The organism is Streptomyces lincolnensis (genome assembly GCF_021173675.1).
Classification (GTDB): domain Bacteria; phylum Actinomycetota; class Actinomycetes; order Streptomycetales; family Streptomycetaceae; genus Streptomyces; species Streptomyces lincolnensis_B.
Genome location: NZ_JAIHON010000004.1, coordinates 361260 through 375614, shown reverse-complemented (window position 1 = coordinate 375614; position 14355 = coordinate 361260). Strand labels below are relative to the sequence as shown.

Annotated in this window: 10 protein-coding genes; 5 read left to right on the top strand and 5 right to left on the bottom strand. The window is 72.1% G+C overall.

What is annotated here, in order from left to right; translation table 11 throughout:
• Positions 1–109: 109 nt before the first annotated feature.
• Positions 110–2332, bottom strand: a complete 2223-nt coding sequence (locus tag K4B79_RS12535) for an ABC transporter family substrate-binding protein (protein WP_232026598.1) — start codon at positions 2330–2332, stop codon at positions 110–112.
• A 309-nt stretch (positions 2333–2641) separates the two neighbouring features.
• Here K4B79_RS12535 and K4B79_RS12530 point away from each other — a divergent pair, with 309 nt between their 5' ends.
• The 4 genes from K4B79_RS12530 to K4B79_RS12515 are packed head-to-tail and all read left to right on the top strand — an operon-like array spanning position 2642 to position 6524.
• The gene (locus K4B79_RS12530) at positions 2642–2932 is read left to right on the top strand and encodes a hypothetical protein (protein ID WP_232026597.1); all 291 of its coding nucleotides are present in this window, start codon (positions 2642–2644) and stop codon (positions 2930–2932) included.
• A gap of 36 nt (positions 2933–2968) precedes the next feature.
• The gene (locus tag K4B79_RS12525) at positions 2969–3808 is read left to right on the top strand and encodes a hypothetical protein (RefSeq protein ID WP_232026596.1); all 840 of its coding nucleotides are present in this window, start codon (positions 2969–2971) and stop codon (positions 3806–3808) included.
• Positions 3808–5751 (top strand): fumarate reductase/succinate dehydrogenase flavoprotein subunit, encoded by a 1944-nt coding sequence (locus K4B79_RS12520; RefSeq protein ID WP_232026595.1) that lies wholly within the window; start codon positions 3808–3810, stop codon positions 5749–5751. Before K4B79_RS12525 ends, K4B79_RS12520 begins: the two co-directional genes overlap by 1 nt.
• Positions 5748–6524: a succinate dehydrogenase/fumarate reductase iron-sulfur subunit gene (locus K4B79_RS12515; RefSeq protein WP_232026594.1), complete on the top strand. Its 777-nt coding sequence runs from the start codon at positions 5748–5750 to the stop codon at positions 6522–6524. Before K4B79_RS12520 ends, K4B79_RS12515 begins: the two co-directional genes overlap by 4 nt.
• Before the next feature lie 9 nt (positions 6525–6533).
• Here the strand turns inward: K4B79_RS12515 and K4B79_RS12510 are convergent, their stop codons facing one another.
• The 3 genes from K4B79_RS12510 to K4B79_RS12500 all read right to left on the bottom strand — a co-directional run bounded on the left by K4B79_RS12510 (position 6534) and on the right by K4B79_RS12500 (position 9814).
• Complete coding sequence (locus tag K4B79_RS12510) at positions 6534–7484, bottom strand: class I SAM-dependent methyltransferase (RefSeq protein WP_232026593.1); 951 nt, start codon at positions 7482–7484, stop codon at positions 6534–6536.
• 91 nt (positions 7485–7575) lie between these two features.
• Entirely contained in the window at positions 7576–8586 is a 1011-nt protein-coding gene (locus K4B79_RS12505) for a phosphotransferase family protein (RefSeq protein WP_232026592.1), read from the bottom strand.
• Positions 8587–8689: 103 nt separating this feature from the next.
• Positions 8690–9814, bottom strand: coding sequence for a glycosyl hydrolase family 18 protein (locus K4B79_RS12500; RefSeq protein WP_232026591.1), 1125 nt, complete (start codon positions 9812–9814; stop codon positions 8690–8692).
• A gap of 233 nt (positions 9815–10047) precedes the next feature.
• On the opposite strand from K4B79_RS12500, the gene K4B79_RS12495 reads away from it, so the two are divergent.
• Positions 10048–11514 (top strand): hypothetical protein, encoded by a 1467-nt coding sequence (locus K4B79_RS12495; protein WP_374208468.1) that lies wholly within the window; start codon positions 10048–10050, stop codon positions 11512–11514.
• A 30-nt stretch (positions 11515–11544) separates the two neighbouring features.
• Here K4B79_RS12495 and K4B79_RS12490 read toward each other — a convergent pair whose 3' ends face one another.
• On the bottom strand, positions 11545–14169 hold the full coding sequence (locus tag K4B79_RS12490) for a SpoIIE family protein phosphatase (RefSeq protein ID WP_232026590.1): 2625 nt from the start codon (positions 14167–14169) through the stop codon (positions 11545–11547).
• Positions 14170–14355: the final 186 nt, after the last annotated feature.

Below are 14355 nucleotides of genomic sequence, written 5' to 3'. Positions count from 1 at the left end.
GTCGGCGTCCTTCCCCCGTCGCACGGCCGCGCCCGGCGTCCGCACCATGATCACTGTCAGGTTCATGGTGGGGGCACCGGGCGTTGATGGCAAGCGTTTTCAGTTCCGGTCAGCCGGCCGAGGCGGAGGAGGAGGCCGCGGCGGATCCGCCCGGCCCCGGCTTCGCGCCCTTCTTCAGGTAGCCCATGTCCTCGTAGACAGGGGTCCGGAAGCCGAACGCTCCGACGTTGGCGAGGTCCTTGCGGACGGCGGTGAGCTGGGGGCGCTGGTAGAGGGGGATGGACCCGGCGGCGGCCCAGATACGGGCGTCGGCCTTGCGGATGAGCCCCTTGCTCTCCCCCTCGTCGAGCGTGGCGGCGGCCTGGTCGAAGAGCTGGTCGACCTGGTCGGTGCCGACGCGGGTGTAGTTCTGCTCGACGTTCAGGGAGCCGTCGGCGGCCGGCACCGGCTTGGCGAAGATCGGGCGGGCGTCGGTCGCGGGGAAGGCGGAGGCGGGCCAGGAGTACAGGGCGAGGTCGTACTGGCCGGAGGCGATGTGGTCCTTGAAGTAGCTCTCGTCCTCGACCTTGGAGATCTCGGTGCGGATGCCGACCTTGCGCAGCATGCGGGTGATGCGGTCGGCGACCGTGTTCAGGGTCCGGGAGCCCGGGCCCGAGGGGAGCACGAAGCGGAGGGTGAGCGGCTTGCCGTCCTTGGCGAGCGGACCGGCCGCGGCACCGGCGGGGGCGGGGGTGCCCTTGGGGGCGTAGGCGCCGGGGGCCCCACCCTGCTTCAGCTTGTTGGCGTACTGCTTGCCGTCCTGGGCGAGGTGCTTGCCGGCGCCCTCCTCGTCCCCGGGCCCCTTGTCGTCCTCGCCGACGATGTACGTGCCCTCGTCGCCACCGGCCGACCCCTTCTCGGAGCCGGCCTTCTCGGAGCTCTCGGAGCCGGCCTTCTCGCCCTTCCCGCCGGCCGCCTTCTCCCCCTTCTTCTTCGCTTTCTCCTTCTCGACCGGGCCGCCGAGCACCCACCCCGCGTCCGCGAGCAGCGCCCGCGCCTCCGCGGTGTCCTGGCCGCCGAGCGCCCCGCTGTTGTCGGCGTAGGCGGCCTGGCCGGACAGGGCGAGGTGGCTGCCGACGGGCACGGCGGGCAGGCCGAGCGGCTTGAGGACGATCTTGGCCAGTTCCTCGCGGTCCAGGGCCCGGGCCACGGCCCGGCGCACCCGCTCGTCGGCGAGCGGACCGTCGGCGCCGTTCAGGGCCAGCTGGGTGTAGGCGGGCTCCAGGGACTTGCGGACCTCGAAGCCCTGAAGGGCCCGCTGCTGACGCTCGTACCGGACGATCTCCCGGCGCCGCTGCTCGCGTGCGGTGATCTCCTCGTCGGCGGCCTCCTCGTCGGAGCCGTGGGCGACGGCCCAGGAGCGCAGGGCCTTGGCGGAGTCCGGGCCCTGGAGCGGGGTGGCGGTGCCCTTGGCCCGGCCGGCGAGGGTGACGCGCCCGGCGGACTCGGGATCGATCTCGGCCAGGTCGATCTTCCCGGCGGCCAGCGCCTCGGCCCGCTCGTCGCGCGGTACGGCGCGCAGCACGATCTCGGACAGCTTCGCGGGGTGGCCCCACCAGCGCGGGTTGCGGGCGAGGACGACCTCGTCGCCCTTGTGGTCGACCTTCGTCACGGCGAACGGCCCGGCGGTGACCTTCAGCTTCTTCCTGGCGGAGTCGTTGAAGGAGTCCGGGGTGCCCATGACGTCCTTCGGGTACAGCGGGGAGAACAGCGAGCGCCAGTCCGCGTAGGGCCGCTGGAAGGTGACCCGGACCTCCAGGTCGTTCGAGCCGCGCTCGATCCGCTCGATGCGGTCGTAGCCGGCGTTGCGGGCGGTCCAGTACGCGGTGTCCTTGCCGGACAGGGCACGCCACTGGGCGGCGAAGTCGGCGGCGCCGATCTCCCGGCCGTCGCTCCACACGGCCTGCTGGTTCAGCTTGTACAGCACGACCTGCTTGGGCTCGGTCTCGACGACCTTCGCCGACTCCAGGTAGTCGGGGTTGCGCTCCGGCCGGCCGTTGCGGTCCAACCGGTACATCGACGGCAGTACGGCCTGCGCGATCCGGCCGGTCGCCGCGTCCGCGTCCGCCTGGAACGTGTTCAGCGTCTCCGGTACGGCGTCCACCGCCCAGCGCAGCGTGCCGCCGTCGGCGACCAGGGCGCGGGCGGCGGGCGCGATGTCCTGGCCCGCGAGGGGCTTGCCCGCCGGGTCCTCGGAACCGCAGCCGGTGACCGCCGGCACCGCGAGCGCGCCCGCGGTCAGGAAGGCGACCGAGCGCGTGATCGCGCGCAGTGTGACGCCGTCGTGGGACATCTCTGCTACCTCCAGGGGCTGCCGCCTGCGCGAGCGGGAGTTATGATCACGTTTGGGGGTATATGGAGCTGATCAGATGTATGCGGCCACTGAAGAGGAAAGGGTTCGGCAGGCGACGGCAACACGGCGGGAAGGGCCCGGAAGCCCACCCGTGCGGCGCAACGTCCGGCACACGGGGGCGCGCACGGAGGCTCACGATCCGCCAATCCGTGCACGTCCCTTCCCACCGGCAGGTGTGACGCGCAACACTCGCAGGCGCATGACCGTTCCCGTCCAGGGCGACGCCGCCCACGGAAGTGAGGTCACGTCATGTCCGTGCACGACGAACTGACGTCAGCCCAACGCTCACTCGACGAACTGCTGCGGTACGTCAAACGCCTGGAGCAGCAGCTGGGCAGCGGCGGCCTGGAGATGCGCCGCGTCCGTGCGGACGCCGACCGCCTGCGCGAGAGCCTCGCGCTGCTGCGGGAGGCCGACGCCGGGCCCGCCAAACCCCGGCGCCCCGAGCTCGTATCGATCCCCGACACCCCGTACGACAACACGCTGTGGACGGACTCGGACGACGAGGGACTCGGCGCCCGGGACCGTCGCGCCCCGTAGAGCCGTCCGGAGTCCCGACCCGACCGGAGTCAAGAATTGGCCACTGGTACGGAACCTCCAGCCACAGAAGATCCCCATCCATCGCGCGGCGGCGTACGGACCACTACGCGCGCCGCGATCGACGCCCCGCACCTGCGCACCGACCGCTGGTGGCTGGCGCCGGCCGCCACGGCCGCCGGGCTGCTCGCCTTCATCGTGTACTCGACCTGGCGGGCCTTCGCCGACACCGACTACTACGCGGCCCCCTATGTGTCGCCGTTCTACTCCCCGTGCCTGGCCGAGCGCTGCGAGCCGATGCGGCACGGGCCCAACTGGGAGATCTTCGGGAGCTGGTGGGGCATCTCGCCCGCGATCATCATCCTGATCTTCCCGCTCGGATTCCGGCTGACCTGCTACTACTACCGCAAGGCCTACTACCGGGGTTTCTGGGCCTCGCCCCCGGCCTGCGCGGTGGCCGAGCCGCACAAGAAGTACACGGGTGAGACCCGCTTCCCGCTGGTGCTCCAGAACATCCACCGGTACTTCTTCTACGCCGCGATCGTCGTCGCCGGGATCCTGACCTACGACACCGTGCTCGCCTTCCGCGACGAGCACTACGCGTGGGGCCACATGGGCCTCGGCACCCTGGTCTTCCTGGTCAACATCGTGCTGATCTGGGCGTACACCCTGTCCTGCCACTCCTGCCGGCACATCGTCGGCGGCAAGCTCAAGCACTTCTCCAAGCATCCCGTGCGGTACAAGGCCTGGCAGCTGGTCGGGAAGCTGAATGCCCGTCATATGGCGCTCGCCTGGGCCTCGTTGGTGAGCGTGGCGCTCGCCGACTTCTACGTGTACCTGGTCGCCTCCGGCGCCTTCGACGATCCGAGGTTGTTCTGATGTCCGTGGTCGACCGGCAGGAGTGGGACGTCGTCGTGGTCGGCGCGGGAGGCGCCGGGCTCCGGGCCGCGATCGAGGCCCGTGAGCGCGGAGCCCGGACGGCCGTGATCTGCAAGTCGCTGTTCGGCAAGGCGCACACGGTGATGGCCGAGGGCGGCATCGCGGCCGCGATGGGCAATGTGAACTCCGGCGACAACTGGCAGGTCCACTTCCGCGACACCATGCGCGGCGGCAAGTTCCTCAACCAGTGGCGGATGGCCGAGTTGCACGCCCAGGAGGCCCCGCAGCGGGTGTGGGAGCTGGAGACCTGGGGCGCCCTCTTCGACCGTACGAAGGACGGCCGGATCTCGCAGCGCAACTTCGGCGGACACGAGTACCCGCGCCTCGCCCACGTCGGCGACCGCACCGGCCTCGAACTCATCCGCACGCTCCAGCAGAAGATCGTCTCGCTCCAGCAGGAGGACCACCGCGAGACCGGCGACTACGAGTCCCGTCTGAAGGTCTTCCAGGAGTGCACGGTCACCCGGATCCTCAAAGACGGCTCGCGCGTCTCGGGCGTCTTCGCCTACGACCGTGAGACGGGCCGTTTCTTCGTCCTGCAGGCCCCGTCCGTGGTGATCGCGACCGGCGGCATCGGCAAGTCCTTCAAGGTGACGTCGAACTCGTGGGAGTACACCGGGGACGGGCACGCGCTGGCGCTGCTCGCGGGGGCCCCGCTGCTGAACATGGAGTTCGTGCAGTTCCATCCGACGGGCATGGTCTGGCCGCCGTCGGTGAAGGGCATCCTCGTCACGGAGTCGGTGCGCGGCGACGGCGGGGTGCTGAGGAACTCCGAGGGCAAGCGGTTCATGTTCGACTACATCCCGGACGTCTTCAAGGAGAAGTACGCGCAGTCGGAGGACGAGGGCGACCGCTGGTACGAGGACCCGGACCACAACCGGCGTCCCCCCGAGCTGCTCCCCCGCGACGAGGTGGCCAGGGCCATCAACGCGGAGGTGAAGGCGGGCCGCGGCTCCCCGCACGGCGGGGTGTTCCTGGACGTGTCGACACGGATGCCCGCCGAGGTCATCCGGCGCCGGCTGCCGTCGATGTACCACCAGTTCAAGGAGCTGGCGGACGTCGACATCACCGCGGAGCCGATGGAGGTCGGGCCGACCTGTCACTACGTGATGGGCGGTATCGCGGTCGAGTCCGACACGGCCGCCGCGCGCGGGGTGCCCGGACTGTACGCGGCCGGCGAGGTGGCCGGTGGCATGCACGGCTCGAACCGGCTCGGCGGCAACTCGCTCTCCGACCTGCTGGTGTTCGGGCGCCGGGCCGGCTGGCACGCCGCCGAGTACGCGACGGGCCTCGCGGGCGGTCGCCCCGTCGTGGACGACACCCAGATCGACGCGGCGTCCGCCGAGGCCCTGCGGCCGTTCTCCGCCGAGGGTCCGGCACCGGGCGAGGAGGACGGGAAGCCGCCCGAGAACCCGTACACCCTCCACCAGGAACTCCAGCAGACCATGAACGACCTGGTCGGCATCATCCGCCGCGAGGCCGAGATGGAGCAGGCCCTGGAGAAGCTCGCCGACCTGCGGGTGCGGGCCCGGCGGGCCGGAGTCGAGGGCCACCGTCAGTTCAACCCGGGCTGGCATCTGGCCCTGGACCTCAGGAACATGCTGCTGGTCAGCGAGTGCGTGGCCCGAGCCGCGCTGGAGCGCACCGAGTCGCGCGGCGGCCACACCCGCGAGGACCACCCGACGATGGACCGCGACTGGCGCCGTATCAATCTGATCTGCCGACTGACCGACCCCACGGGCGGGTTGGCGGCCACCGATCCGGTGCGCGGCCAGATCGACCTCACCCGCGAGACCACCGAACCCGTCCGCGCCGACCTGCTCGCCCTCTTCGACAAGGAGGAGCTGGTCAAGTACCTCACCGAAGAGGAGCTGTACGAATGAGCAGCTACGACGCCCACTTCAAGGTGTGGCGGGGGGACGCGGAGGGCGGCGGCCTGGAGGACTTCAAGGTCGAGGTCAACGACGGCGAGGTGGTCCTCGACATCATCCACCGCCTCCAGGCCACCCAGACCCCCGACCTCGCCGTGCGCTGGAACTGCAAGGCGGGCAAGTGCGGTTCGTGCTCCGCCGAGATCAACGGGCGGCCCCGGCTGATGTGCATGACCCGGATGTCGGTGTTCTCGCGCGAGGAGACGATCACCGTCACTCCCCTGCGTGCCTTCCCCGTGGTCCGCGATCTCGTCACGGACGTCGGCTTCAACTACACCAAGGCGCGCGAGGTGCCCGCGTTCGTGCCGCCGGAGAAGCTGGGTCCCGGCGAGTACCGGATGATGCAGGAGGACGTGGACCGGTCTCAGGAGTTCCGCAAGTGCATCGAGTGCTTCCTGTGCCAGGACACCTGCCATGTGGTCCGGGACCACGAGGAGAACAAGCCGGCCTTCGCCGGGCCGCGTTTCCTGATGCGGGTGGCGGAGCTGGACATGCACCCGCTGGACGCGGCCGGGGAGACCGGGCTCGACCGCAAGAAGACGGCGCAGGACGAGCACGGTCTCGGCTACTGCAACATCACCAAGTGCTGTACGGAGGTGTGCCCCGAGGGCATCAAGATCACCGACAACGCGCTGATCCCGTTGAAGGAGCGGGCCGTGGACCGCAAGTACGACCCGCTCGTCTGGCTCGGTGACAAGATCCTGCGACGGGGTTCGTCGGGCTGAGGCCGCCGCTCAGGCCGAGGCCGCCCTCAGGTACCCCGAGTGCGCCACCTGGCCGAGGAAGGTGAACCGGGTGTCGCCGGCCATGTGCTTCTCGAACGCCTCCTTGATCCCCGGCCACTTGGGGTGCCCGAAGTCGTCCAGGACCACGATGCCGCCGGGCGCGACGATCTGCTCGGCCCACTCCAGGTCGGCCGCGACACCGGCGGCGGAGTGGTCGCCGTCCACGATGACCACGCCGTAGGACCGGTCGGAGACCAGGGCGCGCACCTCGGGGTCCTCGGAGAAACCCTGCTGGATACGGGTGGCGGCACCGGCCGCGCCCGCCAGGGCGAGGTTGGTGCGCACCGCCGCCCCGTTCACCGGGGTGCCGGAGGCGTCGTCGCCCATGGTGGCGCCGGGCTGCAACTGCGTCCCCGCGAGCGGGTCGACGATCGTCAGGCTCGGCGCGCGTCCGGCCCGCTCCAGCATCCGGATCAGGGACGCGCCGAACATGCCGTACAGGGTGCCGATCTCCAGCACCTCGTCGTTCGGCGGGTCGAGGAGCGGGACGGCGGACAGCTTGCCGACGATGTTCATCGTGCCGCCGGCGATCCGGCCGACGCCGAGCGCCTCCATCGCGATGAGCAGCCGGAACGCCTGGGCGACATTGCGTTCGGCGCCGTCCCGGTCGCCGGTCACCTCCGCCAGTTCGGTGATCGTGCGGTTCAGGTGGGGCCCGGACGGCAGCCGGGACGCGCCGCGTCCGGTGCCGTCGAAGAACAGCTCCAGAGGGCGCTGGCGGGCCCGCAGCTTCTTCAGCTCCTCCTGCGCCGCCGCGTCCGGCGTGCCGGTCGTGGTGGTCAGGGCGGTCGGGGCGGTGCCCACGACCCGGCGGACATGGCGCTCTATGCGCTGATCGATGAGGTCGGCTATCGGCCGCAGGGCGCGTCGGGCGGCCTTGCTGGTGAGTAACGCTCGCATCTGCTGGACCGTAGGGGGCCCACAGCGGGCTCACAACCAACGGAAGGGCCCCCACAGACGAACCACGCATGACGTCTGGGCCACGGGATGTTTACGTCGCCGACGCCAGGTCTCCACGTCCGGCCAGCTCCAGTGCCCGGCGCAGGTTGTGCTCCGCGATCTCCCGCATGAACCCCGGGTCGGGAAAGTCCCCGTCCAGCAGCCGCAGCGGTCCCGCCACCAGCGACAACCGCATCGCCAGCCGGTACAGGCGCAGGCGGTCCTCGTCCAGGCCGGGGGCGCGCAGCACCTCGTAGGCCTCGTGGAAGCGCAGCTCCAGGAAGACGTGCTCCCACTCCACGTCGAAGTACATCAGCCCCTCGACGTCGATCAGGGCGGGCCTGCCCCCGGCGTCCAGCAGGACGTGGTCCGGGCCGAGTTCACCATGGATGAGCGTGTGCCGGGCACGGGGCCGGACCGCCGCGGACAGCTCCCGCACGGCCGTCTCCAGGTCCTCCCGCGCCGCGGCGATCCGTTCGTCCCGTACGACGCTGCTGTCGATGTCGCGCAGAGCGCCCTCGGTGACGCGCTGCTCGCAGGTCGGGGCGGACGAGGTGCCTCCACCGTCCACGAGGACCACCTTGCCCAGGGCCGGCCCCTCGTGCGCGTGCAGCACGGCGAGCTGCTCCGCCAGCCGCTCCAGGGCCGCGCGGCCCGCGACCGGGTCCCGCTCCATCGCCTCCTCCAGGCTGCCCCCGGTCATGTCCTCCACGACCGCCGCGTCCGCCGGGAGACGGGTGCGCGTGGCGTCCGCGTGCAGCAGTCGGGGCGTGCGGACACCGGCCGCGACGAGGCGATCGTGGGCAGCGGTGAGCTCGGCGAGACCGGCGGCGCCGTGGAAGGGGTCGCGCGGGTCGGCGGGCTGCGGGTCCCAGTAGTTCTCCTCCGGCGACCAGACGTAGGCGATCGCGGTCGTGTCGTCGTCGAAGACCAGCCGGTAGACCCCCTTCTTGGAGCCGCCACGGAGGCGAGCGACGCCGATCAGGGCCCGACGGCCACCGGTCGCGGCGCGGGCGAGAGGGGCGAGGTCGTCGCGGGTGAGGGGGGTGCGGGCGGGGGTCATGGGCGGGCTCCTTGGGTTCCAACTCGTCGAGGGTGCGCTACAGCGCCCCTATAGGGGCGCTGGGAACTGCGCGACCAGCCCCCACCGACCCGCAGATCGACAACTACCGCACCCACCCGGACCTGTAAGCCGCCCAGTCAGATTCCGTCGCCGCGAAATCAACGTACGCAGCAACCCCGAAGTTGGCCCGATCCGCATCCGTCCGGGACAACCCCAACCGCACCCCCCGCACCGCCGCCCCCACCGTCTCCGCGTGATTCCAGTGCCCGAACCGGTTCTCGTGGTAGAAGGGCATGCCCATCAGCAGGTCCGTGGACTCGGGCGTGACCTCCAGCGCCAGCGAGGTCTGCTGGGCCACATACCCCCCGTACGTGCTCTCCAGCGGCTGCATCGTGTCGTAGGACATCACCGCGATCTGGTCGACGCGGCGCGCCACCTGGCCGAAGAACTTCTGCGACCACCACTTGGGGTGTCCGGCGACCGTGCCCCAGAAGGAGTGGAAGCCCGGGAGCGGGTCGATCTGGTGGGCGGCGATCGACAGCTGCGCGTCCTGGGCGCGCGTGAGGGCGTGCAGGTCGTCCAGGAGGGTCAGGTAGTCGCCGTCGTCGGAGTGCAGGGGCTCCAGGTCGAAGTGGACCCCGTCGTAGCCGGTCGCGAGGATCTGGCGGGTGGAGGTGACGATCGCCGCGCGGGTCTCGGGGCGCCCCAGACGCATGCCGTCCGGGCTCTCCGTCGCGAGGACGTCTCCCAGCCAGGCCTGGACGCGGATGCCCGGGGCCGCGCGGTGAATCGCGTCGATGAACCAACGGGCCCGCGGATACGCCGACTTGGGAAGCGTCCCGTCGTGTTCCAGCGGGCCCGAGTGGACGTACAGGTCGCGGATGCCGGTGGTCCCGAGGTCCTGGACGAGGGCGGTGACGTCGGCGTCCTTCTTGCGGCCGTCGACCCAGGCGTGGCCGAGCCAGATCGCGTCCTTGTTCCTGGTGTACGTGCCCTCCGCCGGGTCGCCCGTGTAGTTGACGCGCAGGGCGATCTGGGAGGCGAGGACCGGGAGGAGGATGATCAGGACGACGGCCAGGGCCGTGCGGCGCGTTCTGCGCACCCATGGCCGTCCTCTCCGTTTCCTCTCCTTCTCCGGTGGGGCGTCCGCGCCCTCCGGCGCCGCGTCCGGTGTCGTCGCCCGCTCCGGCTCCACCGGGTCCGGGCCCGTGCCCGAGTCCGAGTTCATCTCCGTACCCGTCCCCCCAGGTCGCTGCGTCACGCGTTCCCCTCCCCTTCGGGCCCCGTACCCCGCGTACCCCGCCCCGGTCGCGTCGCCGCATTCCTGCTCATACGCTCCGAAATGTGACGTCATCGTTGATGCGGGGCCGACCGCGGCGTGCTGCCGCGCACATATCCGTGCGGGTGGCGCATGCCGTGGTGGGCGGGGTGGCCGGGGTCGTGTGGCTGGTGTTGCCGGGGATGACGATCAGCACGGATGTTCCGGTTGCGAGGACCGGCGAGGTCCGGGCCGTGGCCGCCGCGCCGGAGGAGGACGAGTCCTCGGCCACCGACCTCGTGCTGCCGCTCGTCCTGGTGGCCACGGCCGGCGCACTCGCCGGATACGGCTACCTGCGACGCACCCGCCGGGCCCGGACCCGCACCACCCCCGGCGGCGCCCCCGCCACCTCCCCCTCGGCTCCTCCCCTCACCGACCTCGACGAGCAGACGCGCGCCCTCCTCGCCGAGGCCGACGACTGGATCCGCACCAGCCGTGCGGAACTCGGCTTCGCCGCGGCCCGGTTCGGCGAGGCGGCCGTCGCCCCCTTCACCGCCGCCGTGCGGGACGCCGAGGCCGAACTCTCCGCCGCCTTCCGGATGCGGCGGCGCTACGACGAGGGCGTCCCGGCGGACGAGGACTCCCGGCGGCAGGTGCTCGCCGGGATCGTGGGCCGGTGCCAGGAGGCAGGACGACGGCTCGACGCGGAGGCGCCCGCGTTCGACCAGCTCCGCGCCCTGGAACGGGACGCCGCCGCGGCCCTGGAGGTCGCGGAGACCCGGTTCCGGGAGCTCGCCGGGCGCACGGCGGCCGCGGAGACGACCCTCACCAACCTCGCCGAGCGGTACCCGCCCGCCGCCTGCGCGCCGGTCACCGGCTACGTCGAACAGGCCAAGGACCGCCTGGTGTTCGCCACCGTCCACCTCAACCAGGCCCGCCAGGCGGCCGACCGCGGCGATCCGGAGCACGCGGCCCGTGATCTCCGCGCCGCCGAGGGGGCCGTGGCCCAGGCCGCCGTGTTCGTCGCCGGGGTCGACCGGCTCGCCGAGGCGCTGGACGCGGCCGCGAGACTGGTGCCGGCCGCGCTGACCGGCGCGGAGGCGGCGCTCACCCAGGTGCGCGGGCTCACGGCGACGGAGGGGATCCCGGCCGGCGAGCTGCACGCGCGGGTCCGGCACGCCGACGCGGTCCTGACCGTCGTACGAGAAGAGGTGGCCGCCGGGCCGTACGACCCGCTCGACGTGCTGCGCCGGATCGTCGGGGCGCTCACGCCGCTGGACGCGGGGCGGGCCGGGGTGGTGTCGGCGGCCGGGGCGCTCGTCGCCCGTACCTCGACCGACCTCGCGGACGGCTTCGTCGACACGCACCGGGGTGCGGTGGGCGGCCCGGCCCGCGAGCGGCTGGCGGAGGCGCGACGGCTGCTCGCCGAGGACGCGTACGTCTCCGCGGACACCCTGGCCCGGGAGGCCCGGGACCTGGCCGAACAGGACGTACGGGTGCACGGCAATCCGGTCGCCGGGGCGGCCGGACACGCGAGCGGGATCGCCGGGGCGGTCCTCGGCGGGATCCTGCTGGGCGGGGGCGGAGGCGGCGAGCCCGGCGATGGGGACGGCGGGGTGCCCCTGAGCTTCGGCGGGCCGCGCACCCGTGGCCGCCGTACGGTCGCGTGACCGCCCCCGCCGTGCCCTCGCGTAGGGCCGTCAGAACAGGCTGAGCAGCGCCTCCGCCGGGTCCGCCAGGCCGTTCTCGCCGTCCGGGAGCGGGAGTTCGAACCACACCGTCTTGCCGCGGGGCGTCCGGCGGGAGCCCCAGGCCGCGCTGAGGAGACCGACGAGCTGGAGGCCGCGCCCGCCTTCGTCCGTGTCACGGGCCCGGCGGCGGCGCGGCTGGACCAGGCCGGAGTCCCAGACCTCGCAGACCAGGGTGCGGTCCAGCAGGAGCCGTAGGCGTATGTCGCCCTCGCCGTACCGCAGGGCGTTCGTCACCAGCTCGCTGACCAGCAACTCGGTGGTGTCGACCAGGGGTTCCAGGTCCCAGCTGATCAGCTGGCCGCGCGCGTACTCGCGGGCCCGGCCCACGCTGCGCGGCTCGCGCGGCAGGGTCCAGTCGCCGACCGAGTCGGCGGGCAGGCCCTGGACCCGCGCCATGAGCAGCGCGATGTCGTCCTCGCCGTGGTGGGTGTCGAGGGTGTTCAGGACGTGGTCGCAGACGTCCTCCAGGGGCGCGGAGGGGTCGGTCAGCGCCCCCACGAAGGCCTGGAGGCCCTCGTCGAGGGGGTGATCGCGGCTTTCGACCAGTCCATCCGTGTAGAGCGCGAGCAGAGCACCCTCGGGAAGTTCGACCTCGACCTCCTCGAAGGGCTCCCCGCCGACGCCGAGCGGCATGCCCGGCGGCACGTCCAGCATGAGGGCGTCCTCGCCGGGTTCCACCAGCACCGGCGGCAGATGGCCGGCGTTGGCGAAGGTGCAGCGCCTGGTCACCGAGTCGTAGACGGCGTAGACGCAGGTCGCGAGGTACACCTCGGACAGGTCGGCCTCACGCGGGCGACGGGCCGCGCGGGTGGCCTGCTGCACCCCGCCGGGCGCGCCGAGGCCGCGCGCGATCTCGTCCAACGCGCTGAGCACCTCGGCCGGTTCGAGGTCGAGGAGGGCCAGGGTGCGCACGGCGGACCGGAGTTCACCCATCGCGACCGCCGCCCGCAGCCCGCGTCCCATCACGTCGCCGACGACCAACGCCGTACGGTGGCCGGGCAGTTCGATGACGTCGAACCAGTCGCCGCCGACCTCGCTGGGCCGGTCGGCGGAGGAGTTGCCCGGCAGATAGCGGCAGGCGATGTCCAGGCCGGAGGCGACCGGGTCGCCCGGGGGCAGCAGGGACCGCTGGAGTATCAATGCCCGCTCGTGCTCGCGCCGGTACAGCCGCGCGTTGTCGATGCACACCGCCGCCCGCGCCGCCAGCTCCACCGCCAGCGCCCGGTCCCGGTCCCCGAACGGCTCACTGCCCTTGGTCCGCGCGAACTGCGCCAGTCCTACGACGGTGTCGTGGGCGACCATCGGCACGGCGAGCGTGGACTGCACGAGGCCGCCCTCCTCGCCGGGGATGTGCTGCGGGCGGGCCGTGCGCAGGGCGTCCGCGCAGGGCGAGTTGAAGGGGTAGTGGTGGACCGCGCCGACCGCGACCGGCTTGCCCGAGCCGGCGAAGGGCGCGTCGGAGACGGCGCTGGCGAAGGCGACCCGGCGCAGTTCCGCGCTGCCGTCGGCGAGGCCGGGCGGGGTCTCGTCGCCGGCCAGCAGCCCCTGGTAGAGGTCGACGGTGGCGAGGTCGCAGAAGCCGGGGACGACGACGTCGAGGAGTTCGCGGGCGGTGGTCTCCAGGTCCAGGGAGTTGCCGATCCGGGCGCCGGCCTCGTTCAGGAGGGCGAGATTGCGCCGCGCGGCGGCCGCTTCCCGGGCGGCGGCCCGGCGGGCGGTGACGTCGAGGCCGAGCCAGGCGATGCCGATGGGCCGGCCGGAACCGCTGTGCACGCGATAGAGGTTGACCGACCAGTGGCGGCGCTCCTCGGAGTCCGGCACGAAGCCCGTGACATGCATGTCCGTGATGGAGTTGCCGGTCTCAAGGACCCGGCGCAGGGTCGCGGCGACCCGCTCGGCCTCGGGACGCGGCAGGTAGTCGTGGACGGTCTTGCCGCGGTGGTCGTCGGGGGTGCCGCCGAAGATCGAGGCGAACCGGTGGTTGGCCCGGCGTACCCGCAGATCGGGGTCGATCAGCACGAACCCGAAGGGAGATTGGCCGAAAATGGACTGCGAGGCGGCGAGGTCGGTCTCGATGCTCCGCAGGGTCCTCACATCGACGACGATGCAGACGGCGGCCTTCTCGCCCTCCTCGGTCCGCGTCGGCATGACGTAGACCTCCGCGAGGCCCTGTCGGCCGCTGTCGCCGGGCGTCGCACCCGGGGCCCGGAAGGGGACCACACCGGTCCATTCGCGGCCGTCGAGGATCTCCGCCATCTTGCGGTGGCCGCGCGCCCGCAGATCGGGGTCGATGAACGCCGCGATGGGGTCCATGCCGACGGCGTGGTCCGCGCGGATACCGAAGAGCTGCTCGGCGCGCAGGCTCCACTGGTCCACCAGCCCGTCGGGGCCGATGGAGAAGGACGCGACCTTGATGTAGTCGTAGATGGAGCCGGGCGGACTGCTCTGCCACATGGCGTCCCCGGGCGGCGCGTCGTCGGGACGGATCTCTGGCACGGCATCACCCGCGGCCTCCGTCCTCGCGCCGTCCGACGGGTCCTCCGACTCCGTGGCCTTCGCTGGTATCTCGCTCACGCGAACCGTCCCCTCCAGCTCACCGCGTCCGGCACCGGTCACCGGGGGCGGCTGCCCGCAGTATCCAGCACTACGGCGCCGCACAACACGGTGTTCACGATCACAGCACGGTCCCGATGGTTTTTGGACCGGACCGTGACAACACCTACAGTCTTCTAACCAGCGGACACCCCGTCGAACCACCCC